This window comes from Arthrobacter sp. Bi83 (assembly GCF_918698095.1).
GTDB lineage: Bacteria > Actinomycetota > Actinomycetes > Actinomycetales > Micrococcaceae > Arthrobacter.
This window is the reverse complement of record NZ_CAKKLY010000025.1, coordinates 18,528-42,915: the sequence shown is the minus strand read 5'-3', so window position 1 is coordinate 42,915 and position 24,388 is coordinate 18,528. Positions and strand designations below refer to the sequence as shown.

Here is a 24,388-nt window from a genome sequence, read left to right as displayed (position 1 = left end):
CCGCCTGTCACACCGCCGGTGGGCGGGCAGGAGTCGACTCAACCCTCGACCCCCAAGGCGCGCGTGAGGCGCGGTGAGCGTTGTCAGACGCCCAGCGCCGGTACATCCAAGCCAAATATGTCCTTGAGGGCATACTTTGCTGCATGAAAACCGGGCATCCCCGTGACGCCGGGGCCAGGCGGCGTGGACGAGGAGCACAGGTAGACGCCGCGGGCAGGGGTCCGCCACGGGACCGGTGACACCACGGGACGCTGGAGCAGTCCGCGGATGTCCAGAAGCCCAGCACTGAAATCGCCGCCGACGTAGTTCTCGTTATACGCGGCCAATTCGGCGGCAGTAGTCACCTTGTATTTGAGCACCACGTCCCTGAACCCCGGCGCGAATCGCTCCAGCTGATTTATCACGGCCTCGCCCATGTCCACCGTGGAGCCTGCAGGAACGTGGCAATAGCTCCACAGGATTTGCCGGCCGCCGGGGGCACGGCTGGAGTCAAAGGGGGAGGGTTGTGACACGAGCAAGTACGGCCGCTCCGGATGCCTGCCGACGGCGACGTCGTGTTCAGCCTGTGCCGTCTCGGCCCGCGTGCCGCCTACGTGGACTGTGCCGGCGTCGGCCAGTCCCGGGGCGGCCCACGGAACAGGTCCTGAGAGGATGAAGTCCACTTTGCAGGCACCGTTGCCGAAGCGGAAGGACTCCAGGGCGCGGCGATACGATGCCGGCAACCTGCTGCCCGCGAGTCTGGACAGGGCCGGTGGCGCCACGTCCAGCAGGACGGCCTTGGCAGGTTGTAGCTCCGCCAGTGAGGACACCGTGACCCCAGTATGGATTTCGCCCCCGTGCGCGCGAATATCCTCGGCCATGGCAGCGGCAATCGCCGCTGATCCGCCCACTGGAATGGGCCAGCCGTCCGCATGCGCAAGGGCATTCAGTAGCAGGCCCGCGCCCGCCGCGGCTAGGGACGGCAGCCGCGCCACCGCATGGGCCGCCACACCACTGACCAAAGCAGGTGCCAGATCCCCTCTGAACCGCAGGTTCCACAGCGGTGAGCCCTGTTCCAACGTCCTAAGACCCAGGATTGCGGCGGAAAATGGATGAGCCGGGATGCGCAGCAACTGGTCCGAGGTGGTTTCCACGATGCCGTCGAGGTGCCGGACCAGCGGAGCCATGAGCCGGCGGTAGGCGTGGCCATCTCGGCCCAGTTCGTCAGCGGTACGGTCCAGGGAGCGGTAGGCCAGCGCTGACCGCCCGCGGTCGAGCGGCGAGCCAAACTGGACTTTGGGCAGGGCAAGCTCGATGCGGCGTGGCAACTCGAAGGCCTTGAAAAACGGGGAAGCAAGCGCCATGGGATGGACGGCAGAACAGACATCGTGCCAGTGATCGGCCTCAATCACCTGCGATGTCCGGGTTCCGCCGCCAATCTCCGCCGCAGCCTCGTAGACCTGCACTTTCAGCCCGGCGCGGGCCATCACCACGGCTGCTGCGAGGCCGTTGGGTCCGGAACCGACGACGGCGACGTCAGGCATCGCGCGCAGCCGTCCGCCAAGGCAGCAGAGATACTGAGGGACGCAGGGGATCCAGCCGAAGCCGGTCAATGGCGTTATTGAAAGGCCCGCCGTGAGGGTCATCCATGAAATGGCGGCGGATAGGGTCGTATCGGGGGTCCCAGACATCCATTGCCACGCGCGCCATAAGATATGCCGTTGCAAGCATATGTCCCGCCACGGCCAGAACGTAGTAAGGCATGTCGATGTTGTGCTGTGAAACGCCGCCACTGGTCACTTGGCCAAGATACATCCAGATGGCAGCCCAGTGCAGCCCTTCGATCCCTTGCCAGACCAGGAAGTCCCGCCAACGGGGCCGAGCCAGGGCCAGCAGCGGGACCAGCCAGATCACGAACTGGGGGGAATACACCTTGTTGGTCAGGATGAAGGCGGCCACGATCAGGAACGTCAGTTGCGCGATACGCGGACGCCGGGGTGCGGTGAGCGCCAGAACAGTGATGAGAACACAGGCGAGCAGGAACAGGTTCAGGGCTAGGGTGTTGATGGCCTCGGGCGTGAGTATGGTCCATCGGACACGCTCTGCCACGAGGTTGTATGCGAACCAGGGAGAGCTGAATCCGGCCGGGCGGTCCTGCGTGAACTCGAAGAAATACTTCCAGCCGGCGGGGTCCTTCACGGCAAAGGGAACGTTGACGGCCAGCCAGGCAGCCGCGGCCGCCGCTGCGGGAATGACGAAAGCCCGGATCTTTCCGGTGCGCAGGGCCAGCAGAAGGATCGCACCGAAGACCAGCACCGGGTACAGCTTGGTGGCAGTCCCCAGGCCTATCAGGATCCCGGCGAGCACCAGCCGCTCCTTCGAGAAGAAGTACATGCCGAGAGCCAGCATTGCCACGGCCCACATGTCCCAGTTGATCACACCGGCCAAGACGATTCCCGGCGCCAAGGCCACCATGGCGGCGTCCCACGGGCGGCGGCGGGTCATCCGGGCCGTTGCAAGGACAGTGACGATCCAAACGGCCGCAATCAGCGTCGCGTTGACATCGAAGTAGCCCAGGACGCGCGAATCCGTAGCCCCTCTGCCCGGGACAAGCCAGGCCGTTGCTCCGGCGATGAGTCCCATCAGGACCGGGTACTCAAAAAGGGTGCCCTGGGTGAAGAAGGGGAAGGCGCCGTCGCCCAGTCCTCGGTTGCGGAACAGCTCCGGAAAGTCGGAATAGCAGGTGGAGTAAAACTGCGATGGGGTTGCCCATCCGTTGACCCGGCAATAGTCCTTGATGAGAATCCCGGCGAGGGCTGCCACCACGGTGAGGATGATCAGCACGCGTTCCACCGTGAAAAAGCCGGGGGAGACGATACCCGGTGCTGACCGCTGTCCTAAGGGGCCGCCGACAAGTTCAGTGAAATTTTTCAGCAGACGGTCGCTGCGGCTGGGTACCACCACGCGCGCACGCTTTCGATGGGGCGGCGGCTGTGTCTCCTGCATGGGTTCGAGCTTACCGGGGCCGTGTACCTCTTAGCGGATCGTTCAAGAGCGGGTGAAGCTTAACTGCGAAAGCCCGCGCGTGGCCGCGCGGGCTCTCTGCCGAATGCTGTGGGCAGTGCAGTCCATCAGTACCTCCCTTTACCGGAAACGTATTGGAGGGATCGTGCCGACGTGGACTCAGCGCATGCTGCTCATTTGCTGATGCATCAGCGTGTAGACGTCTTCCCGGTTCTGGTCCAGCAGCTGGCCGTTGAACTGCGGTTGCTCCAGCTCTTCGTTTCGGCTGGAAAGAAGCTCTTGAAGCTGGCGAAGCATGGCATTCACCTCCTTTCGGTGTCGGATCAGTCGGCGGGTGAGGCGGGGGCGGGTGCTTCCCCTGGCGGACACGTTCGCAGCCGGGGCCGCTACGGGGGACGCCGCGCCGGCGGGGGCGGCGCTGCTACTACTGGGAGTCACGGTGGATCCTTTGATTCGGGTTCGGTAAATTCAGACAGGGAAATCAAGCAGAATTCCGGGCATGACAAGTAGAGCCATCTAATTTGTCAGAGAATGGCCATAAATGGGCAAAGAAATGCCCGGGCTAATGAAGGGAAATCTGTAAAAGCGGGTGAGTGGCCCCGAAGCGGTGGCGAGGCAGACCCCCCCAACAAGAAGCCAGGGTTCTGAATCATGGGGGTGCGGCGCAAGCGCGTGGCTCCGCCATATCAGACCGCCGAGGTCAGAAAGTCCTCCGAAGAAGCAGGATTATCGTCCTGTTATCGCAGCGCCGGTGCGGGCACCGGGAGCGAAGGGTCAGGAGACGGCGAGTCCGTGATGAGGGCGCGGGCCAGCAACGAAGGCCGGGAACGCGGTGATGGTCAACGTCCATCCGCTAGTCAAAGTAATCATTGTCCCAACCTCCTTTTCTGCTCTGCCGGTGTACAAGCCGAATGGCCGGACAACGCGCGCCGTGACCCTGGCAAAGTCGCTCTGGGGTCAGAAATAAAAATACACCAGGAATGATGCAGTTGACTAGTTAATTCTCAAACGAAGTTTTAGAATCCCGAACAAAGCATTCTTAGAGCCCCCAGCGGACAATAGCCGGTGTCCTTTTATCCCAGCCAAGGGTGCACACTCTTGCGGTACCCAAAATGAAGTGCCGGCCTTCCTCCGGGTCGAGTTCCAGCCATCGGGCGGTGAGGATGCGGGAGAAGTGGCCGTGCGCCACGATCAGGACGTTGTCGAGGCCAGACTCCAAGACCCGGGCCACTATCTTGTCCGCGCGGGCCGCCACGTCCTGCAGTTTCTCCCCGTTGGGAACCCCGTGGGTCCAGATCAGGTAATCCGGGTTGTCCTTGCGGATCAGGTCCGAGCTGATGCCTTCGTAGTCGCCGTAATCCCACTCGACGGCCAGGGGCTCGTGGACGGCGTCGGGGAATCCCGCGAGTTCGGCGGTCCGGCGGGCGCGCCGCAGCGGGGAGGTCAGCACGAGGTCGAAATCCACACTGTCCAGGACCTTGCGGGCCTCCACCGCCTGCTGTTCGCCTTCCACGGTCAACGGGAGGTCGGTGAGCCCTGTGTACTGACCACTCTTGGACCACTCAGTTTCGCCGTGCCGCAGGATCCAGAGCTGGGGACGGGGGATGTTGGCAGCGTTCACTTAGGACTCCTCGGTTGGGGAAGGTTCGACGTCGGCGGGGGACTTTGCGGAGTCGGTCGCCGTGGGCTGAGGTGCTTCAGCTGCTGATTCGGGCTGGGCCGCCCACCAGACGCGAAGCCGTGACTCGGCGTCGGACGGTTCGAGCGGACCGTTCTCCATCCGTTCCTCCAGCAGGAAATTGTAGGCCCTGCCCACCACGGGCCCAGGTTTTAGGCCTAGCAGGGACATGATCTGGGCGCCGTTAAGGTCCGGGCGCACGGCGTCCAGGGATTCCTGCTCTCGAAGGGCGGCAATCCTGGTTTCAAGGTCGTCGTAGGCGAAAGCCAGCCGCTCAGCCTTGCGCTGGTTTCGGGTGGTGACGTCCGAGCGGGTCAGGCGGTGCAGGCGTTCCAGCAGGGGTCCGGCGTCGGTGATATAGCGGCGGACGGCCGAGTCGGTCCACCCGGCCTCGCCGTAGCCGTAGAAGCGCATGTGAAGTTCCACAAGGCGGGCGACGGCCTTGATGGTGTCGTTGTCGAGGCGAAGGGTCTTCATCCGCTTGGCGGTGAGTTTGGCGCCCACCATGTCGTGGTGGCGGAAGCTGACCGCGCCGCCCGGTTCGAAACGCCGCGTAGCCGGCTTCCCGACGTCGTGCATCAAGGCGGCGAACCGCAGAACAAAATCGGGACCCGGCACGGGGCCTTCCTCGTCGGTCTCCAGGCTGGCCGCCTGCTCGAGGACCTGAAGGGAATGCTGATAGACGTCCTTGTGACGGTGGTGCTCGTCGGATTCGAGGCGCAGTGCGGACACCTCGGGAAGCACGAACTCGGCCAGGCCGGTGTCCACCAGCAGGTCCACGCCGACGCGCGGGTGGCGCCCGCAGATCAGCTTGACGAGTTCATCGCGCACCCGCTCGGCGGAGATGATGGTAATCCGCTCGGCCATCTGGGTCATGGCCAGCCGGACGTCGTCATGGACGGCCACGCCCAGCTGGGACGCAAAGCGCGCCGCACGCATCATGCGCAGGGGGTCGTCCGAAAAGGAGGCCTCGGGGGCACCGGGGGTTGCCAGGACGGAGGCGTGCAGATCCCGGACACCGCCGAAAGGGTCGATCAGCTCCATGGACGGCAGCCGCAGCGCCATCGCGTTAATGGTGAAATCCCGCCGGAGCAGGTCATCCGTCAGTGAGGATCCGAACGCGACCACCGGCTTCCGGGATTCCGGGTCGTATGCCTCGGCGCGGTACGTGGTGATCTCGATCTGGAAGCCGGCCTTGCGCATCCCGATCGTTCCGAAGGCGCGCCCGATCTCCCAAAAGTTGTCCGCCCACTTCTTAATCAGCGCCACCGTCTGGTCAGGCGTGGCGTCGGTGGTGAAATCGAGGTCCGGGGACGTGCGGCCAAGGAACAGATCCCTTACCGGACCGCCCACGAGCGACAGCTCATGACCGGCGTCCACGAAGCGCTGGCCGAGCTCCAGGACCACCGGGTCCACCTGGAAGTCAACGGTGTGGAGATCAGTCTTTTCATGTGCGTGCGCCATAGTTACTTAAGCTTGTCAGAAAACCACTCCCAACCACACCAAATCACGGGGATTGCAGGGATGAGGATGCAAAGTGCGTCACATGCAGTCCATCTTGAAGCCATGTTCCGGTCATCACCACGGGGCAAGAGTCGTTAGAGTGGACTGCATGGCCCATCCCGTACCGAGCGCCCCCGGCAGGAGGACAAACCCACCGTTGCCGTCGGCAATCGGTGCCCATATCGCGCCTGCCCCGCACTCGGCTCCGGCCTCCCTCCCCACGGTCGAGGAGATCTCCGCCGGCGGCGTCGTGGTGGACACGTCCGACGACGAACTGAGGGTTGCGATTATCGCCCGCCTTAATAGGGGCGGACGGCTGGAATGGTGCCTGCCGAAGGGCCATCCGGAAGGCCGGGAAAACAACGAGGAAGCCGCCGTGCGCGAGATCGCCGAGGAGACCGGCATCGACGGCAACATCCTGGCCCCCTTGGGCAGCATCGACTACTGGTTCACCGTCAGCGGGCACCGTGTGCACAAGACCGTCCACCATTACCTGCTGCGCGCCACTGGTGGCGAGCTCACCATCGAAAATGATCCTGACAAGGAAGCAGTGGATGTTGCCTGGGTACCGATCCACGAGCTCGCCCGGAAACTGTCCTTTCCCAATGAGCGCCGTATCGCGGACCTGGCCCGCGAAGTCCTCCCCGAACACCTCTGACGGCCCACGGACCCGTGCCTGGTCCCCGCGGATTGCGGCATTATGCGCGCGCGGGTGAGACGATGAAGACGATGTCAGCAGCCAATCCAGCGTCCGAACAGCCCGCGCAGCCAGGCGAAGCACCTTCCGGTGTGGTGCCCGCCAGTGGGGCTGCTTCCGGCGCCGCCAATTCCGGTGGCGCACAGCCCGGGGAGGCCCGCTCCAGCGCCATCATGGCTGCCGGAACGCTGGTTTCCCGCATCCTGGGCTTCGGCAAGACCTGGATGCTGGGCGCCGCGCTGGGCCTGGGTTCCACGGTCAACGACACGTTTATCAACGCCAACAACCTGCCAAACCTGATCTTCCTGCTGGTGGCGGGCGGTGTCTTCAATGCTGTGCTGGTGCCGCAGATTATCAAGGCAAGCAAGGCGCCGGACAGGGGAGCGGATTACATCAGCCGGCTCCTCACCCTGGCCGTGCTGGTGCTGCTGTCCCTCACCCTGCTGGTGACCCTGCTCGCACCATCGGTCATCGAACTGACCACCCAGGGTTACTCGCCGCAGCAGAAGTCGCTGGCCGTTGCCTTCGCCTTCTGGTGCCTGCCGCAGATATTCTTCTACGGCCTGTACGCCCTGCTGACCCAGGTCCTCAATGCCAACGGCGCCTTTGGCCCGGCCATGTGGGCACCCATCCTTAACAACGTGGTGGCCATCACCGGCCTGGGCATGTTCATCTGGCTTTTCGGTGCCAACGTCGCCAATCCGCATTCCCTGGACAACTGGGGCGCCTCACAGACGTTTTTCGTGGCAGGCTTCTCCACGATTGGCGTCATGACCCAGACGGCCATCCTGCTGATCCCGGTGTTCCGGCTGAAACTCGGCCTCCGTCCGCGCTTCGGCTGGCGGGGAGTGGGACTCGGCCAGGCGGCAAAGCTGAGCGTCTGGACGCTCCTGACCGCCGCCGTCGGGCAGCTCGCTTTCCTGTACGTCATGCGCATCGCCACCATCCCCGGCGCCGAGCGGCTCCGGCTGGAGAAAGCCGGCGACCTCGCCGGCGCGGCCATGCTGCCCGGCAATGCCGTGCTTGAGGTGGCCAGCCAGCTGTACCTGCTGCCGCACTCGATCATCGCCCTCTCCCTGGCCACAGTACTGTTCAACCGCATGACCCGCGCCTCGCAGGATGGCAACCGGAACGAACTGCGCGATGCCCTGTCACAGGGATTGCGGACCATGGCGGTGGCCACCGTGTTCGGTGCCCTGGCGCTTTTCGCCCTGGCGGGGCCGCTGGGCATGTTCTTCTCCGGCGGGCTGCGGACGGACGGTGTCATGCTGGCCCAGACGCTCACCATCCTGGCTCTCAGCACGCCGTTCATGAGCGCGAACTTCATGATGTCCCGGGTCTTCTACGCCAACGAGGACGCCCGGACTCCGTTTTACATCCAGCTGGTCCTGGCGCTGGTCAATGTCGTGTCGGCGTTCTTCATCCAGTTCCTCCCGTTCGACCAGATCATCTTCGCCATCGCCATCCTCTACACCGGCGGAAACATCCTCTCCGTGATCGTGAGTGCGTCCTTCCTGCGCCGCCTCCTGGGCCATCTGGACGGGCCGAGGATCGCCAACTCATATATACGGATGGGCTATGCCGCACTCGGCGCAGCTGTGGCAGGTGTCGGCGCTCTCTGGCTGCTGGGCAGTTACAGTCCGGTGGGCTTCGCGTGGAGCAGCCGGCCTGCCGCACTGGTGACCATCGTCGTCGTCGGTCCGGTCATGCTGGCCGTCTACTTGCTCCTGCTCAAGCTGTTCCGTGTCACCGAACTGCGCGACCTTTTGCGGCCGCTGCTCGGGCGGCTTGGCCGTGGAGCTGCTGCGCCGCCCGGACGTCCGGCCGGGGGTCCGGCCGGCGCTTCCGCCGGAACGGCTTCGGCGGCCGGCGCCCCTGCTGCCAACGCTTTAACAGGGCGTCCGACGGCGGAACGCGCCACGGTGTCGATGGACACCGGCTTGATTCCACGGATCTCGGGCGAATTCGATTCCGCTTCCTTCCGCGCGGGACCGGCACCGCTGCCGGAACCGGACGTTCACCCTTCCGGCGATGTTGTTTCCTACCTGCCGGAGGAAGAGGTGCCCAGCACGGCCCGCGGCCACGCCCTGCGCGACGAGATCCCCCTCCCCGGCCGGAGGACGTTCCAGGGAAAGACCGGGCAAAATCCGTATTTCAAGTCCGGACGCAAGAAGAAAAAATAACCGCGTACCCGACTTGTCCAGCCCCGTCTCACCCGGCCGTTGCGCAGCATCGGCTAGGATCGAAAAAGAACAAGGGTAGTTGCAGGTCAGGGTCAGCCGGCTTGCCGGAGGTCTTCCCGCGGTGACGAAATCACCACGGCCCGCGCAATTCCCGGACAGCCTAGGAGGAACACGTGTCCCACCCGATCGATGTCGGATCAGTACTTGGCGGCCGCTACAAGGTCACGGCCACAGTACTGACCTCACATGACCAGGATCTGGTGCTGGACGGTGTGGACCAGGTGCTCAACCGGCCGGTCAGCATCCTGGTGGCCGGTCCCCACAACGCGGACCAGGTGGCCCAGAGTGCGCGCGAGGTGGCCACAGGCGAACGCCCGGGCAGCGTGCAGATCCTCGACCTTGGCGTCAGCGAAGCCACCACGTACCTCATCACCAACCACACGTCCGCCGCTGACCTGCTGGACCTGGTGGTCGCCTCTAACCCTCCTTACGTCGAGCCGTTCTTTACGGACACCCTGGGCAGCGAAATTTTCGGCCAGGCCCGCTCCCACGAGCCGGAAGTCTATGACGACGAGGAAGAGGTTGACGCCGGCTACATCAATTACGGCGGCACCCACGCGCGGCAGGTCGACCCTTATCCGGCGGCTGCAGACAGTCCTGCATCCAGGCGCGGTTCCGGTGACCGTACGCCCGGTGAGCGCTCATCGGACCAACCGGCCGGCGCCAACGCTGCGGGTGCACCGGTGCGTAAGGCACCCGTTGTTCCGCCGCTTCCGCAAAGCCGCCCGGCTGCCGTGCCGTCCGCGGGTGCCCGCAACATTGGCGTAGGCGCCGGTATCGCGGCAGGTGCCGGTGTTGCAGCCGGCGCCGCAGCAACCGCCCAAGGCAGACAGCAGACTGAAGCCCCCGAGAACACGGCACCGCAGCCCGTCCAGCGTGAGAACGTTGAACAGGCACTGCTCCAGCGCGAAGGCAACCGCTCCGCAAACGTGGCTGCCGGCTCGCGGGAGGGAGCAGCTGCCGGCGTCGTAGGCGGCCAGGAGAAGCCCAAGGTGTCTTTGTGGTCTCAGGACGACTACGACTACGGCCCTGGGGACCAGGACACCGGGGACCAGGACACCGGGGACGCCCGGGACGAGTTCGCCGACGACGGGTTCGCCGAGGACGAGTTTGCCGACGATGGGGACACCCAGCTTCGGCCCACGGACCGGCGGGCCGGTAATTTCCCTGCCGTCGCCAAGACCAGCAGCCCTGCCGCTGCAGGCGACTATTACGAAGAAGATGACGAGCCCCGGCGGGAACCGCGCTCCATGCGCTGGCTCGTTGGCGGGCTGCTGGCAGCTGTGCTGATCGTCGGCCTCATTTTCGCCGTCACCAACCTCGGCAGCCTCTTCAAGAGTGCCCCGCAAGCCGAGGCAACCCCCGGGGCAGCGGCCTCGTCGGCCGCTGGGCAGTCCGGCACCGCAAAGCCTTCGCCGACCCAGAGCACGGCCCCTGCGGCGGGTCCGCCCGCCGTGGAGGGTGTTACGCGTCTCGGCACCTTCGATTTTGCCTCCACGTATGACAACGACCTCACCAAGACGTTTGACGGCAACGCGGCCAGCTACTGGTCTGACATGGAGTTCGCCACCGAGGACTGGGGTGGCCTGGCTCCGGACGGCGTTCCCCTCGTGGTCAAGCTGAAGGGCCCGTCGAAGGTATCTTCAATCACCCTGAACCAGTTGGGTGCGTCAGGCGGCAGCATCAGCGTCCTAACCAACGACCGTCCTTCCCTGGACGGCGCCAAGCAGGTCGGCACCAACAGCTTCACGTCCACTGACCTCACCATGCCGTTGGCTGAACCCGTCACCGCCCAGTACGTGATCGTCACCATCAAGAACCTACCCCGGCTCGCTGCCCCGAAGACCCGCTACGGCTTCGGCCTGCGCCTCGCAGAAATCAAGGTTCAGTAGCAGCAAGGTTCAGTAGCAGCGAGTCACAGAGCTGCTGCCGCCTGCTCTTGGCAGGGCCTGTCGGCATGAGATCCAGTTGGCACGGCCTCCCCTGGACGGTCGCTGCAAGGTAACGCGCACGCCCTGACACAACCCAAGACGGTAACCTTAGGGGACGTCTTGTGATGGCGTGTGCGTGCAGCCCCGAACCGGCTGCACCAGGCCTCCCACTACGTCTGGAATATTCGGCACCACGAATCAGTTGTGCCATGTGGCCGGCCGCAAGGCTGGCGCATCGACTAAGGAAGAGGTTCACCGTTCAGTGAGCAACGCAGAAAACAGCGCGTCAGAAGTACGTGATGTCATCATCGTCGGCTCCGGTCCGGCAGGCTACACGGCCGCCGTGTACACGGCGCGCGCCAACCTCAATCCATTGCTTTTGGCCGGATCCGTCACCGCGGGCGGCGAGCTGATGAACACCACCGACGTCGAGAACTACCCTGGCTTCCCCGAAGGCATCATGGGTCCGGATCTGATGGAAAACTTCGAAAAGCAGGCTGTCCGCTTTGGCACGGAGGTCCAGTTCGAGGACGTCACGGCGCTGGACCTCGACGGCGACGTCAAGTCTGTCACCATCGCAACGGGGGAGACCTTCCGCGCTCGGTCGATTATTCTTTCCACCGGTTCCGCGTACCGGGAGCTTGGCCTCGCGAACGAGAAGCGCCTATCCGGCCATGGCGTTAGCTGGTGCGCAACCTGCGACGGTTTCTTTTTCAAGGATCAGGACATTGCCGTCATTGGCGGTGGTGACTCCGCGATGGAAGAGGCACTGTTCCTGACCAAGTTCGCCCGGTCCGTAACGGTGATTCACCGCCGCGATACTTTGAAGGCGTCAAAGATCATGGGCGACCGCGCGCAGTCGCACGAGAAGATCAAATTCGTCTGGAACACGGCCGTGGAGGACGTACTCGGGAACGACAAGGTCACCGGCCTGAAACTGAAAAACCTTCTCGACGGTACGGAATCCGAGCTGCCCGTAACGGGTATCTTTGTGGCGATCGGCAACGATCCCCGGACCGAACTAGTCAAGGACACGCTGAAGATAACCGACGCCGGAACCATCGCCGTCGAGGGCCGCAGCTCGCGAACGAGCATCAAGGGGGTCTTCGCGGCCGGCGATGTCGTGGACCCCACGTACCGCCAGGCCATCACGGCCTCCGGCTCGGGCTGCGTCGCAGCGATCGACGTTGAGCACTACCTCGCTGACCTTCACGCCTGACCGGCGCTGAACACCATTCGAAGAGAGAGACAAGGGTTATGAGCAACGCAAAAGATGTAACAGACGCAAGCTTCAGCACGGACGTACTCGCCGCTGACAAACCGGTAATCGTGGACTTCTGGGCTGAATGGTGCGGTCCTTGCCGTAAGCTCGGCCCCATCCTCGACGAAATCTCGGTGGAGTACGGGGAAAAGGTGAACGTCGTCAAGGTAAACGTGGACGATAACCCCGACATCGCAGCCCAATACGGAATCACCTCAATTCCTGCCGTCTACCTGTTCCAGGACGGCGAAGTGAAGAGCACCGTCATCGGCGCCAAGCCGAAGCAGTTCTTCGAGAAGGAATTCGCGGACGTTCTTTCCTAACAAGAGCACGACGCCTGCCGCCTGACGGCAAACCGGTGGCCACCACTCCTAAGGGAGCGGTGGCCACTTTTGTTTTGCTTGCAGCCTGAATGGCCCTTGTCGATCGCTGCCTCACGCTCTTTGTCCAGGTGTGGACTGCTTGCCACAGTTGCAGGTAATCCTTAGCCGTTTGTTGGTGCCGGCGTCCCGATCCCGGCGGTCGGCGAGCGTATTGGGGCAAAGTCGGGCACGGAGAGAGGTGCAGTGGTCCGCACCAGCGACTGTCCGCATACCCTCGAGTGTGCATAACAACCGACATCCGTATCAAACATGGGCACTGTTCCCTGAAATCTTCTGTGGGACGAGGCAGCACTGCTGCACCGGCGGACCAACGCCGTTCGGCTCAGTAACCCGTGGGAATCAATCCCGCTGGGAGTCGATCACAGGCTGGCCCCTTTGGTCTCCTGCCTGCCATGCTGGCCGGACACTTGCTTCAGGATGTGCGCCGGCTCTAGGACACTCGTCAGCGCAGAGCGGATCGAGTACTCCGACAGAAGGCTGCACCCTTCCCCGTCTGCTCACTGCCTCGGACGATGGACGCGCGCGCCGTCGTAGGACCCCTGCGTCGTAGGTGACCGGTACGTGGCTTGCGACGCGGCGGTAGGGCCCGGGTGTCTATTCAGGTAGCACCACGCTGTGCCTGACGCCCCATGTTTCACGTGAAACCCTTTGGTCCAAACGGGATGTTATCTGCAACAACACGCACCAACACCCCGAAGTACTTGGAACTGCTCTCGACAGCCATTGGCCGGAATATCGTTTGGGAAACAGGGGATCGGATCACGGGGCAATCGACTGCCTTCCTTTGATTGTGGGGACCGGGTAAGCCGCGCGGTTCCAGCAGGCTACATACGGCTATTCCTCTTGGCAGTGAATTTGCCGACTACCAAGGTCTGCTGGGCAATGGGGTACCAAGGCCCGAATACTGCTGTGCCTGCCCGGATTCACGCGCATTGAGTTGCCGGACAGCCTGATGTCGTGTTTCACGTGAAACACGTCATTGCATTTTCCGACCTCCATGCTCGCGACACAGCGGATTGGCGACTCAGCGGCCTGACGACGCACCCGCGTCCGTCCCCAGGCGCCGGCTGCCCGACAAACCCGTCTGCTCGCAGGCAAGCCCTACAACCCACAACCGTCGTACAGCGTGCCTTCGCTCAGGATCCCGGATCGTCTTTTTCTTCATTGACCATGCACTCTTGTGCCTATGAGCCTTCCTTTGCCGGCGAACTGCACCTCTGTCGCCTAGCTGGACCACTGTGCAAGAAGACGATCCGATGTCGGTGGACGAGCAACAAGCATCGTTCGGAAACTTAAGAACACATGAGTAAACAACCCACTGACGCGAGTGAACTGGCGGATGCACTATGGACCCCCTCTCTACCTTCCCCCTGAAGGCCCCATTTTTGTCGCCGAACTGCCACTGCAAGCAGTCAACGCCCGCATGCGACCGGGCGATCGAGACCGCCGAGGGATCCAACGGTGCTTTGGGAAGATATCGCCATCGTCCCTTGAGACAGTCGGCCAAACAAGAACCGCCTGGGTGTTCAGGCCAGGAGACGTGGGGAGAACCAGCGCCCACAGGAGAGCGAACGGGACGCTGGCGGAAAGACGGGACGCTGGCGGAAAGACGGGACGCTGGCGGAAAGACGGGACGCTGGCTGAAAACCGACCGCGCGCCGCAGACACTCGCCGGATAGGAGAGGAGGGAACAGAAGCGAAAACTTGCCCATTGACCTCTCGGCTCGACGAACCCTAGATTTCCGGCCACTGCAGAACGCGACTCCCGCGATCCTTTTCCGGCTTCCCGGGCCGAAGAAGGCCCGGAAACACCTGCACCTTGCTGAGTCCTACAGCTTGCTGAGGGCCGGTTGTCACACGCAGAAGCCTGCAGAACCTGATGAGGACTGAGAAGACGGGGGCAGTCGGGCGCGGACATGAGTATTGGCTTTGTCCTGCTGCGGCAAGCTTGGGGCGTCCAAACAAGCCTGCGCGGCACTAAGGATGAAGTGGGCTAGTGCTAACGCCGGCCAAACACCGTGAGTTCCGAGGCATCCACGGATACGAAGCGCCGAAACCCGACTGTGCGCTACTTTGGTTTCCCCGCCGTACTGGCGATCCGCGCGGGGGCCCGCCATGGACGTTGTTTCACGTGAAACACCTCGCAACCGAACGTCCCTCCCCAACGTGCCAGGATCAGCGCAGTCAACCGCCCTGGCGATCTGTGTGCCTATATACAGGGTGTCTGGACAGGGCCCGGCTCCTCAAGGCGGCCGCCACCCCTCGTTCCAACAGGCGCGATGATGCCTGTCCGATTGCGCCGCCGTCCTGCTGTCGGATGCCCCTGCCCCACCTCGGGGTGGTGATGAGGTCGAACGATGGACGATGTTTCACGTGAAACAGCGTCAACTGTTTCGCCGCCCGGCGATCCTTAGGCAAGCGAGTGATCGGGTCGCTGGGTTGTTGTTAGTGGGCATGTCCCGTCAAACCTGCTATTCCCGCGTGAGATCAATGATTTCGCCCACAGCCAAGGACGTCCCGCGCGGAGCCTGCAACTCGGACAAGACTGCAACTCGGACAAGGGATGGACGCACTAACGCACGAAGTAGCCTGCCACGCTGACATATCATTCTGCTCCGCGGCCCCAGAGGAGTGGACAAGGCAGCGGCCGTCGATTCGACTTAATTCAGGATTGTCTATTCGGGCCGGCCCAACGAAGCAACGTCGGCGACGTCGTACACGGGGTGTTTCACGTGAAACCTCTACGCGCGGGCACCGAAGCGTCGACGGTGCACCACAGATCCAACGGAAACCACGTGTGAGTGTCCGTTCGCGTCGCCCAAGATTGTGGCGAGTGCGGACATCCCCATGAGTACTTCTGACGGGCTTAGCTACCAGTGCGCTTAGCTACCAGACGCCTGGCTTGGGGTCAGGCGGACGGCCGGGGAAAGGATCCGGCAGTCCAACAGCCTGCAGATCTACACCCAGCACCAATCTATACACACAAGCCCAGGTGGAATGCACTCGCGCTGCCCGCCCCATCAGCCACGACATGGCTCAGCAGACCCTGGCGCTTACCGTCGCCGCCCCCAAGACTCGTTCACCGTCACCGGCTCCCGCGACTCGTCTGCCGTCGCTGCCCCACGACGTCGCCACCTGAGTGAGCAGGCGCAGCTCGGAAGAACCTCAGGACCCTGCCTGGCGACGTACTACGACGCGGGAGACAATGCGACGGCAGTGCGGCATCCCGGCCTCGACTGTGCAGCCGCGGCATACTGCAATGACCCACCATGTGCGTGGCACCGACCCCTCGGCCATTCGCGAAACTCACGGACGAGGCCGCGCCACGTACGCTCATGGAACTGCACAGGCCGCAGTCGCTGTAGGCACGTTCGCAGCAGAATGCGTCATCGCACCAGGCCAAGCTTCGGCCACAGCTCGGTCTTGCTTTGGAGGCGCCTCCTGCTGCCACCTGGAGCCAGTGTTCCTCGGGCACGGCCCCATTCCTAGCCGTTGCGGGATGTGTGTGGAGACCCCTCGGTAGGACGGCCACTGAACCACTCGATGAAGATACCGCCCGGCTCCGGCATGCCGGCAGGGTACAAAAGGTCCTCTGGAACGCCTTGGGCCCCGGGCATCCGACACCCCACGCAACTTCCACATGACTTCATTGCCACGGGCGGCTAGCCCATTTACCGTCCTGAAGCCATCGACCGAAGACGCATTGAGGCAGCGGGGACGTGGCGAACGTGATATATCCGCCAACTTTTGGCCGAAGAGACATGAGATTATTCACATGGTTATCCACATCGAAATCCACAGGCTTTTCCACAGCAGCGTAGGACATTAGCCTGAAATTTCGGAATGCGTCTCGTCTTGTCGATCACCGTCGACGAATGGCATCTTTCAGAGAAGCGTGGAACAGAACCTGACGACCGACTGCCACAGCAATATGTGACCACCGTACAGCGCTCATGCTAAACCATATTCGCTTAATCACACGCAAAATAGCGCAACCTTTCGCCGTGTCCACCCCAACGTGAATGGCTGGGCATTGATTCACGTGAAACGATGCGCTTCTTCTTAGCCCGCTGTCACCATGCAACGGTGCGACCCAACGAAAGGAATCAGGGGAGCAGCCGTTGGGGTCGACAAAAGGAGACCAAGTATCCCCAGAGTTATCCACAGGGTTTTCCACTGCAGTATCCACCGGTGTATCCACAGTCACACCCCTCCTGGATGGGGGCTGCGCTCAAGGGATCAACCGGCGTCAACCCGGGGCATTCACAGACGTGCGGGAAGCTGTCAGCAAGTCGGCGGCCGGGTTTGAGCAACGGGCCCCATTTATTGTGGGTGCCACGCTAGGGGAAGCCCATTCGCCCAGGGGGACATGAGGCGGGTCACCCTTCGCAAAGTTTGATGCAGTGGGACCGGACCAGTCTGACGGGGAACGACATAGACCGCTACCCGCGACTGGGCAACCTGTGGTCTCGGCGGGCCGTCGGTGGGAAGTCATTGGCCAGGGAGGCACGCTGAAGAGCCTTCCGTTGGGGGCAGTGCCACGATATCTTTGGTCGCTATCGACATCCTGATCGTCGCCGCGCTCGTCTTGGTCGATACGCTCGACGGTCGATCACGGAGATCTCGCCCGAAGTTAGAGAAAACGGCCAGACAATCAGGGCGCTGCTGACCTGCTCCGTATTGTGCGTTGTCGAGACGCCACCGCTGGCTCGCGGGGACCTGGCTTGTCAGAAAGCCGGACAGCTGGTCTCGCCACAGATCCCGCTTCCATACGTAACCGACGCTTCGCGCCTCAGAGCCATGTAACCAGCCTAGCCTGGTGATGTCGGCAGGACCCTTGGCGGAGCCTGTGCGAATGGAGGACAACGACCCAACGTTTGCCCACCGCTCTATTCGACGCACGGGGCACCACCGCACCCTTTCATGTTTCACGTGAAACGACGTCGGCAGTATTGCACTTGAGACGTTGTGCGCCGCGGTACTCACCAGGTAGTCCGGGAAGGTGGTCAGGGGGAGGGTGGTGAGGGAAGGCCGGTACTCCGCCACTCCAGCGAGCCTGTTTTTAGGGTCGCCTGCTTCCTTGTGGGGAGTGATGCCCACTCGCCTCTCAGTCGTCGTTACATGTGAGCCCGGGGCCCATGGTCTGGACGCCCTAGATATCTCGACGATCTGGCGGCATCGGCCTTCTGAGTCGCCGACAAACCGTTCAACGATAGTCGAGGCCACCGTTGGAGTTCGCCGGACCACGTTCATCCAATGTACGGACTCCAATAGGGTTAGGATTCCTGACAGGATCGGGCGTTCGGTGACAGTGATGGTGGGGAAAGTAGCGGTCCCGCCGGACGCCACGCTGACAGATAGCTCTCCGGAAAGCTCGTCCGCTGAGTCCCAATCAAATATCAAACGCCGAATAGCTAAGGCTTGGCGCCCAAGGGAGAGGGTTCCGCTCCGTACTGCCTCGCGACACGGCATCACTCCAATGGGGCGGGCTTCCTGCTGCTCATCCTGCGCGCCGCAGTCAACGGAGCCACTGCGAAACCCCGGCCGCCAGCCGGCAGGGGGTCGGATCCGGCAAGGAGGTGGAACAAAGGAGGTGGAACACTGGATCTCCTCTGAACGTTCATGTCAGGCGTACGTGGAAGTTTCACGTGAAACATGGCCGTGATCGGGGTGGTCAATCAATACGGGGGCATCTCGGTGGACTCAGTTCTAGATTCACCGTTCTGGATGTGTTGCGATTCTGGATATGTCGCGATTGTGGATACTCCGTTCACGCCAGGCCACCCATGACGCGCAGAATACGGTCCGCGCAGGGAATGGCACCCCGAACTGCACAGCCCAACAGATCGTTTCACGTGAAACACCTCTTCTGCACGCGGAAGGTCCGTTCGTCTCGGATCGGGTCCGTACGTCCTTCGGGCCTGCGACCTGCCGATGATCGCTGCGGGCTGCAGTACCAGCGGGTCCGTCGCAGCCGATCATTGTCTGGCCATCAGCTGCTGTTCCTAGGGGACCGCGGCGTCCCCAGGGCGGTACCAAGCTCATCCCGAGCCGCTGAGGGGCCCGGAACCCATGGCGGGGCAAACACTTCGCCCTTGCTCTTGATTCAGGCTGTGCAACGGCTAGGGGGCTCCTGAATGCCCGCCGGCAGCGCGCGGCCAACTGCTCCAGGGAGTCGTTTGAGCGGGCCACGTTAGGCCCCAGCAGACGAAAGACGTCCCATCGGACAGTCCCTTGTCCGCACGAAGCCCAAAGGAAGCCCCACGAGCCACACGGCCGCACCCTTATAGACGGCATACCAACCACATTCATCGCGATCTGAGTCCGCACGACGGCCAGCGCCTTAGGAGCCCTAGGAGTGTTCGATTGTGGTCTTTGCCGCTCCGCAGACCTGCCATGGGCCATTTGAACGCCGTTTGACCCTGTCGGGTGGAATCCAGTCCGGAACGTGCGAGGCTGGGTTGGGCAGCAGCTTCGCTGGGCGCCGAACTTGGCCCGAGACGTAGGGCTAGCGAACGAACTGAATTCGAAGCTCAATCGCGCCCGCGGACAGGGACAAATCTTCCCATGCATCGGCTTACACAACGTGAAGCCAAAGTCTTCTGGCCACCGACGATCTGCCGTGCATCAAATCGAACGGTTTTGTCCGACAGTTCGACCCCAACCGGGACAGCGGCAGGGGTGTCTACGCCAAGTGTTTGACCCTATCTAGCTTTGGATACGGTCCATCCCGGGACCGTAAGGAAGCCGACAAGCAAGATAGTTGCCTCACGCGGCTCCACGAAGCCGACAGTCAAAAGTGATGCACGCGAGCCACCGAACCGGAGCGCCAACCCGCCTTGGGACCAAAAAAGGGGCCCGTTTCACGTGAAACGGACCCCGAAGTTCTTTCTAACTTAGCTTTCAGAGCCAGGAGCCAAAACATCCATGATTCTGTTGAGGTCCTCAACGCTCGCAAACTCGATGCTGACGCGTCCCTTTCGCGCGCCCAGCGAAATCTTCACGTTGGTATCCAGCCGGTCCGACAGCGACGACGCGAGGTAGTCCAGGCGTTCGTGGCGCGCCCCCGGCCGCGGAATGTTGTTTTTCGGCGCAGTTGCCGGTTCCCGGTGTAGCGTCACGGCTTCCTCGGTGGCGCGCACCGACATTCCCTCGGCAACAATCCGCTGCGCCAGACGTTCCATGGCGGCGGCGTCCGGCAACGCGAGAAGCGCACGAGCATGACCGGCGGACAAAACATTCGCAGCCACCCGTCGCTGAACCAGCGGCGGCAGCTTGAGCAGCCGAAGCGTATTGGACACCTGCGGGCGGGACCGGCCGATTCGATCTGCCAGCTGCTCGTGGGTGGTTCCGAAGTCCTCGAGCAGCTGCTGGTACGCCGCCGCTTCTTCCAGGGGATTCAGCTGGCTACGGTGAAGGTTTTCCAGCAGTGCATCGCGCAGGAGGTCATCGTCCGTGGTGTCGCGGACAATTGCCGGGATGGTCTCCAGTCCGGCAGCCTGAACGGCACGCCACCGGCGTTCGCCCATCACCAGTTCGTAGGGTTCTCCACCTTCTTCGGTTGAGGTACGCACCACAATTGGCTGGAGGACGCCGATTTCACGTACGGAGTGAACAAGCTCCGCCATGTCGTCCTCATCGAAGACGGTCCGGGGCTGTTTTCGGTTCGGATGGATGTCAGAGACGGGGATTTCGGCAAACCGCACTCCGGGGACCTCAACCAGCTCGACATCGTTTGAAGCCGATGATCCGCCACCGCCGTTCGCAGCCGGACCGGAGTCAACGTCAGTCACGTCAGTCTTCGCGCGGGACTCGGCTGAAAGAGACTCAGCCTTTGTGCCAGACGTAGCAACCTGTTCCTTGTCAGCTGCCTCGGTGTCCTTCACGCCAGCTTTGTTGCCGGCGGACCGTGCGCCGGCAGGCTTTACGGGAGAAGCCTTCGCCGCAGGCTCAGCAGCGGCCGTGGTACCGGGGGTGCGCCTGGAAGCTACCCCCTTAGCAGCGGTCTCAGAAGCAACGGACTCAGGGGCAGCGGACCCCGCGAAGACAGACTCAGAGACGGCAGGAGCGTCGGCGTCAGAAATAACCGGCGTGTCAGCGCGGGCAGTCTTGCGTGCTTCCGGGAAGAACAGGTCCACTGGACGCGACGGAGCCGCTCCGTTACCGGAAGCGCTTGCGGCGGAACTTGGAATGAGTGCGCCAAGACCGCGACCGAGCCCGCGTCGCTTATCGCTCATGGATAAATCCCTCCATTGGAAGAGCCCGGCTATGCCCGGCTCCGGCTGTTGCAGTGTTTGGAAAATTCTAACGCTCAGCGATTTCCGCTGCGGCTTCCAGGTAGGAAAGTGCACCGCTGGAGGACGGATCGTAAGTCATGACAGTCTGCTGGTAGCTCGGCGCCTCGGAGATCCTCACGGAGCGGGGGACAACCGCACCCAGCACCTGCTCAGGGAAATGCTGGCGCACCTCGGCAGCCACCTGCGCTGCCAAGTTGGTGCGGCCGTCGTACATCGTGAGCAGAATCGTGGAGACAACCAGGTCGGCATTTAGGTGCTTCTGGATCATCTCGATGTTCTTGAGAAGCTGACTCAGCCCCTCAAGAGCGTAGTACTCGCACTGGATGGGAATCAGCACTTCACCGGCGGCGCAGAACGCGTTGACCGTCAGCAGCCCGAGGCTCGGCGGGCAGTCGATGAAAATGTAGTCCAGGCGCGGTTCGCCCTTTTTCTCCCGGGCCTTCGCGTAAACGTCGATCGCACGGCGGAGCCGTTGTTCCCTGGCAACGAGGGAAACGAGTTCGATCTCAGCGCCGGCAAGGTGAATGGTGGCCGGCGCACAGATGAGGTTGCTGATGTCAGGGCAGGGTGCCACAACATCCTCTAGCGCGACATCGTTGATCAGAACGTCGTAGATGCTGTCCACGTCGGCATGATGCTCAATGCCCAACGCCGTGGAGGCATTGCCCTGGGGATCGATATCGATAACCAGGACATTCAGTCCGGCCGCAGCCAAGGCAGCAGCGATGTTGACGGTGGTGGTGGTCTTACCAACACCACCTTTTTGGTTTGACACTGTGAAGACGCGCGTCTTCTCCGGCTTCGGAAGGTTGCGGCCCAGCAGCCTTTCGCGGCGCTTGTTCTCGTGTGCCAGCTCGCGGGCTATAGGGCTGGAGTCATCCATGGTGTCCAGAACATTGGATGCACCCGGTGTTTCACGTGAAACCTTGGCGACACTTGCCTTGCCTGCAAACGGATTCAGGTGATTTGAGGCCGTAGCGATGGGCGCAGCAACGGCCCGTGCCGACCCCAAAGACACAAACGGGGGGATCCGCTGTGTGGAGGTTTCGCTACTGGTCACTGGGACACACTCACTCTCGTTCGGCTTTCGCTGCCGCTCTCTAGCCTAACCGGTCCATCATCAAGACCTGCGGCACCGGGCCTGGACTAGGCGATCTTTCGGGACTTCTTCACTACGATGCGCACCACGGTGGTGGGCTCGTCAAGCAGGTCCTGCCCGACTGTGACGACCGACGTCTGCACGCCGCCAAGCCTGCGGATCAATTTAGCGGCCTTCTGAAGTTCCTCAGCGGCGCTGCGTCCCTTGATGGCAACAACTTCGCCTTCTCCGTCAAGGAGTGGAATGGTAAGTCCGGCCAGGTTGCTCAGGGCGGACACTGCGCGCGCCGTGACAACGTTGACCTTGACCATGCCGACGGCAAGTTCAGCGCGGGTGCGCATGATGGTGACATTGTCCAAACCGAGGTCATCAACCACTTCCTGGAGCCAGATGACCCGGCGTTCCAGGGGCTCAATGAGCGTCAGTTCCAGATCCGGACGGGCAATGGCCAGGCAGAGGCCGGGCAGCCCGGCGCCGCTGCCAACGTCGGCCACGTGGCTTCCCTGGGCGATCTCACTTTCGATGACAGCGCAGTTCAGTACGTGCCGTCCCCACAGGCGCGGAATCTCCCGCGGCCCGATCAGTCCTCGTTCAGTTCCCGACGTCGCCAGGTGTTCGACGTACCGTTCGGCCAGGCCCAGGCGGTCGCCGAAGATCTTCTCCGCCGCCCGGTGCTCAGCTTCCGTAATTTCAACCATCAGTCTGTCAGCCGGCGGTTCAGTCGGCGGAGACAACGATGTGGCGTCCGGCGCCTTCGCCCTCGGACTCGCTTACAAACCCCAGATCGGCTACGGCGTCATGAACGATCTTGCGCTCATAGGCGCTCATCGGCTCCAAGGCAACGGCGTCGCCGGTTTCCTTGACGGTGGCCACGGCGTCTTCGGCGATCTTCTGCAGGTGTCCGGCACGTTCCTTGCGGTAGCCGTTGATGTCGAGCACAAGGCGGGACCGGTTTTCCGTCGCGGACAGAACGGACAGACGCGTCAGTTCCTGCAGAGCCTCGAGGACTTCACCGTCGCGACCCACGAGGCTCTCCAGGCCGGCGGATTCTTCCTCGGCGACGATGGAGATGTAGGTACGTCCGTTGCGGACCTCAATGTCGATGTCGCCATCGATGTCGGCGATGTCGAGAAGTTCTTCGAGGTAGTCAGCTGCGACGTCGCCTTCTTCTTCCAGACGGCTCGCGGACGTGCCCTTGTCGGCGGCCGCAGCCCCGGCATTCGTGCCCTCGGCGGTCACGGCCTCGGCGTCGTTGTCCTGGTCTTCGCTGACTTCAGCGGAAAGTGCGTGCTCGGAGCTTTCAACAGACATTACTTCTTCTTCCTGTTCTTACGTTGTGGCTGGACGCGCTGGCTCCTGGCCTCCGCGACCGCAGCTGCAGCGGCGGCCTCTGCCGCTGCATCGACCTTTTTGCCTCCCAGAATGGGGAGGGCCGGAAGGCCCTTGGCGGCACGGCGCTCGGCGAGGGCCTTGGCGGCGGGGGATCCCGGCGTGGGCATGCGGCGGATAACGAAGAACTGCTGGCCCATGGTCCACAGGTTGGTGGTGGTCCAGTAGATGAGGACACCGATGGGGAAGTTGATGCCGCCGACGCCAAAGACGAGAGGCAGGATGTAGAGCATCATCTTCTGCTGGCGCATGAAGGGACTCGCCATGGCCTCTTCGGACATGTTCTTGGCCATGATCTGCTTCTGCGTGATGAACTGCGAGGCCGTCATGGCAAGGATCATCACGATCGACAGGATCCAAACGGCAACCTCACCGCCGGCAGTGCTGCCGTGTAGCAGCGACGCGGAGAGCGGTGCACCGAAGATGCTTGACTCGTCGAATTGCTTGACCTGCTCGATGCTCATGGCACCGATGCCCTGGCCACCCGCCTTGGCCGAGCTGATGCCGGAAAGCACCTGGAACAGCGCGAAGAAGAACGGCATCTGGATCAGCATCGGAAGGCAGGCAGAGAACGGGTTGGTGCCGTGCTTCTTGTACAGGGCCATCTGCTCCTGCGCCATGGCCTGGCGGGAGAGCTGATCCGTCTTGCCCTTGTACTTGTCCTGCATCTTCTTCAGGTCGGGCTGCAGCAGCTGCATGCCTCGCTGAGCCTTGATCTGCTTGACAAACACGGGGATCAGGGCGGCACGGATCACCAGCACCAGCCCGATGATGGACAACGTCCACGTCCAGCCGTTCGCGGCTGGCAGGCCGATGAAGCTCAGTCCGTCATGGAAGCCGACCATAATGACTGAAACCAGCCACTTGAACGGAGCCATGATTGTTCCAAAGATGTCCATGCGAT

Annotated in this window: 15 protein-coding genes; 5 read left to right on the top strand and 10 right to left on the bottom strand. The window is 62.7% G+C overall.

Annotation, left to right across the window (positions count from 1 at the left end):
• Positions 1-83: 83 nt before the first annotated feature.
• From LQ144_RS13090 to LQ144_RS13070, 5 genes are all read right to left on the bottom strand, one after another.
• Positions 84-1,523: an NAD(P)/FAD-dependent oxidoreductase gene (locus tag LQ144_RS13090; RefSeq protein WP_230119140.1), complete on the bottom strand. Its 1,440-nt coding sequence runs from the start codon at positions 1,521-1,523 to the stop codon at positions 84-86.
• The gene (locus LQ144_RS13085; RefSeq protein WP_230119139.1) at positions 1,516-2,985 is read right to left on the bottom strand and encodes a glycosyltransferase 87 family protein; all 1,470 of its coding nucleotides are present in this window, start codon (positions 2,983-2,985) and stop codon (positions 1,516-1,518) included. The genes LQ144_RS13090 and LQ144_RS13085 overlap by 8 nt, the downstream gene beginning before the upstream one ends.
• 177 nt (positions 2,986-3,162) lie before the next feature.
• Positions 3,163-3,300 carry a hypothetical protein gene (locus LQ144_RS13080; protein ID WP_230119138.1) on the bottom strand — a complete coding sequence of 46 codons (138 nt, stop codon included), beginning with the start codon at positions 3,298-3,300 and terminating at the stop codon, positions 3,163-3,165.
• 742 nt (positions 3,301-4,042) lie between these two features.
• The gene (locus tag LQ144_RS13075; protein WP_230119137.1) at positions 4,043-4,624 is read right to left on the bottom strand and encodes a histidine phosphatase family protein; all 582 of its coding nucleotides are present in this window, start codon (positions 4,622-4,624) and stop codon (positions 4,043-4,045) included.
• Positions 4,625-6,145: a CCA tRNA nucleotidyltransferase gene (locus tag LQ144_RS13070; RefSeq protein WP_230119136.1), complete on the bottom strand. Its 1,521-nt coding sequence runs from the start codon at positions 6,143-6,145 to the stop codon at positions 4,625-4,627. It lies immediately after the preceding gene.
• Positions 6,146-6,341: 196 nt separating this feature from the next.
• Here LQ144_RS13070 and LQ144_RS13065 point away from each other — a divergent pair, with 196 nt between their 5' ends.
• The 5 genes from LQ144_RS13065 (at position 6,342) to trxA (ending at position 12,639) form a co-directional block, all read left to right on the top strand.
• On the top strand, positions 6,342-6,842 hold the full coding sequence (locus LQ144_RS13065) for an NUDIX hydrolase (RefSeq protein WP_230119167.1): 501 nt from the start codon (positions 6,342-6,344) through the stop codon (positions 6,840-6,842).
• A 71-nt stretch (positions 6,843-6,913) separates the two neighbouring features.
• A complete protein-coding gene (murJ, locus tag LQ144_RS13060) occupies positions 6,914-9,064 on the top strand; it encodes a murein biosynthesis integral membrane protein MurJ (protein WP_230119135.1) in 2,151 nt (716 codons plus the stop codon).
• A gap of 173 nt (positions 9,065-9,237) precedes the next feature.
• Positions 9,238-11,016 (top strand): ABC transporter substrate-binding protein, encoded by a 1,779-nt coding sequence (locus LQ144_RS13055; RefSeq protein WP_230119134.1) that lies wholly within the window; start codon positions 9,238-9,240, stop codon positions 11,014-11,016.
• A 301-nt stretch (positions 11,017-11,317) separates the two neighbouring features.
• Entirely contained in the window at positions 11,318-12,274 is a 957-nt protein-coding gene (gene trxB / locus LQ144_RS13050; protein ID WP_230119133.1) for a thioredoxin-disulfide reductase, read from the top strand.
• A gap of 38 nt (positions 12,275-12,312) precedes the next feature.
• Positions 12,313-12,639, top strand: coding sequence for a thioredoxin (gene trxA / locus LQ144_RS13045; RefSeq protein WP_230119132.1), 327 nt, complete (start codon positions 12,313-12,315; stop codon positions 12,637-12,639).
• A 6,956-nt stretch (positions 12,640-19,595) separates the two neighbouring features.
• Here trxA and LQ144_RS13040 read toward each other — a convergent pair.
• The 5 genes from LQ144_RS13040 to yidC form a co-directional block, all read right to left on the bottom strand.
• Positions 19,596-20,936: a ParB/RepB/Spo0J family partition protein gene (locus LQ144_RS13040; protein WP_230119131.1), complete on the bottom strand. Its 1,341-nt coding sequence runs from the start codon at positions 20,934-20,936 to the stop codon at positions 19,596-19,598.
• Between the two features lie 67 nt (positions 20,937-21,003).
• A complete protein-coding gene (locus LQ144_RS13035; protein WP_230119130.1) occupies positions 21,004-22,056 on the bottom strand; it encodes a ParA family protein in 1,053 nt (350 codons plus the stop codon).
• Positions 22,057-22,142: 86 nt separating this feature from the next.
• Positions 22,143-22,793, bottom strand: a complete 651-nt coding sequence (rsmG, locus tag LQ144_RS13030) for a 16S rRNA (guanine(527)-N(7))-methyltransferase RsmG (RefSeq protein ID WP_230119129.1) — start codon at positions 22,791-22,793, stop codon at positions 22,143-22,145.
• Positions 22,794-22,812: 19 nt separating this feature from the next.
• The gene (locus LQ144_RS13025) at positions 22,813-23,406 is read right to left on the bottom strand and encodes a R3H domain-containing nucleic acid-binding protein (RefSeq protein WP_230119128.1); all 594 of its coding nucleotides are present in this window, start codon (positions 23,404-23,406) and stop codon (positions 22,813-22,815) included.
• Complete coding sequence (gene yidC, locus LQ144_RS13020; RefSeq protein ID WP_230119127.1) at positions 23,406-24,383, bottom strand: membrane protein insertase YidC; 978 nt, start codon at positions 24,381-24,383, stop codon at positions 23,406-23,408. The genes LQ144_RS13025 and yidC overlap by 1 nt, the downstream gene beginning before the upstream one ends.
• Between the last annotated feature and the right edge of the window lie 5 nt (positions 24,384-24,388).

Coding starts and splice junctions, on each gene's coding strand:
- LQ144_RS13025 (WP_230119128.1), bottom strand. CDS start 23,406: ATGTCTGTTGAAAGCTCCGAGCACGCACTTTCCGCTGAAGTCAGCGAA.
- LQ144_RS13040 (WP_230119131.1), bottom strand. CDS start 20,936: ATGAGCGATAAGCGACGCGGGCTCGGTCGCGGTCTTGGCGCACTCATT.
- LQ144_RS13070 (WP_230119136.1), bottom strand. CDS start 6,145: ATGGCGCACGCACATGAAAAGACTGATCTCCACACCGTTGACTTCCAG.
- LQ144_RS13085 (WP_230119139.1), bottom strand. CDS start 2,985: ATGCAGGAGACACAGCCGCCGCCCCATCGAAAGCGTGCGCGCGTGGTG.
- trxA (WP_230119132.1), top strand. CDS start 12,313: ATGAGCAACGCAAAAGATGTAACAGACGCAAGCTTCAGCACGGACGTA.
- LQ144_RS13090 (WP_230119140.1), bottom strand. CDS start 1,523: ATGCCTGACGTCGCCGTCGTCGGTTCCGGACCCAACGGCCTCGCAGCA.
- murJ (WP_230119135.1), top strand. CDS start 6,914: ATGTCAGCAGCCAATCCAGCGTCCGAACAGCCCGCGCAGCCAGGCGAA.
- yidC (WP_230119127.1), bottom strand. CDS start 24,383: ATGGACATCTTTGGAACAATCATGGCTCCGTTCAAGTGGCTGGTTTCA.
- rsmG (WP_230119129.1), bottom strand. CDS start 22,793: ATGGTTGAAATTACGGAAGCTGAGCACCGGGCGGCGGAGAAGATCTTC.
- LQ144_RS13080 (WP_230119138.1), bottom strand. CDS start 3,300: ATGCTTCGCCAGCTTCAAGAGCTTCTTTCCAGCCGAAACGAAGAGCTG.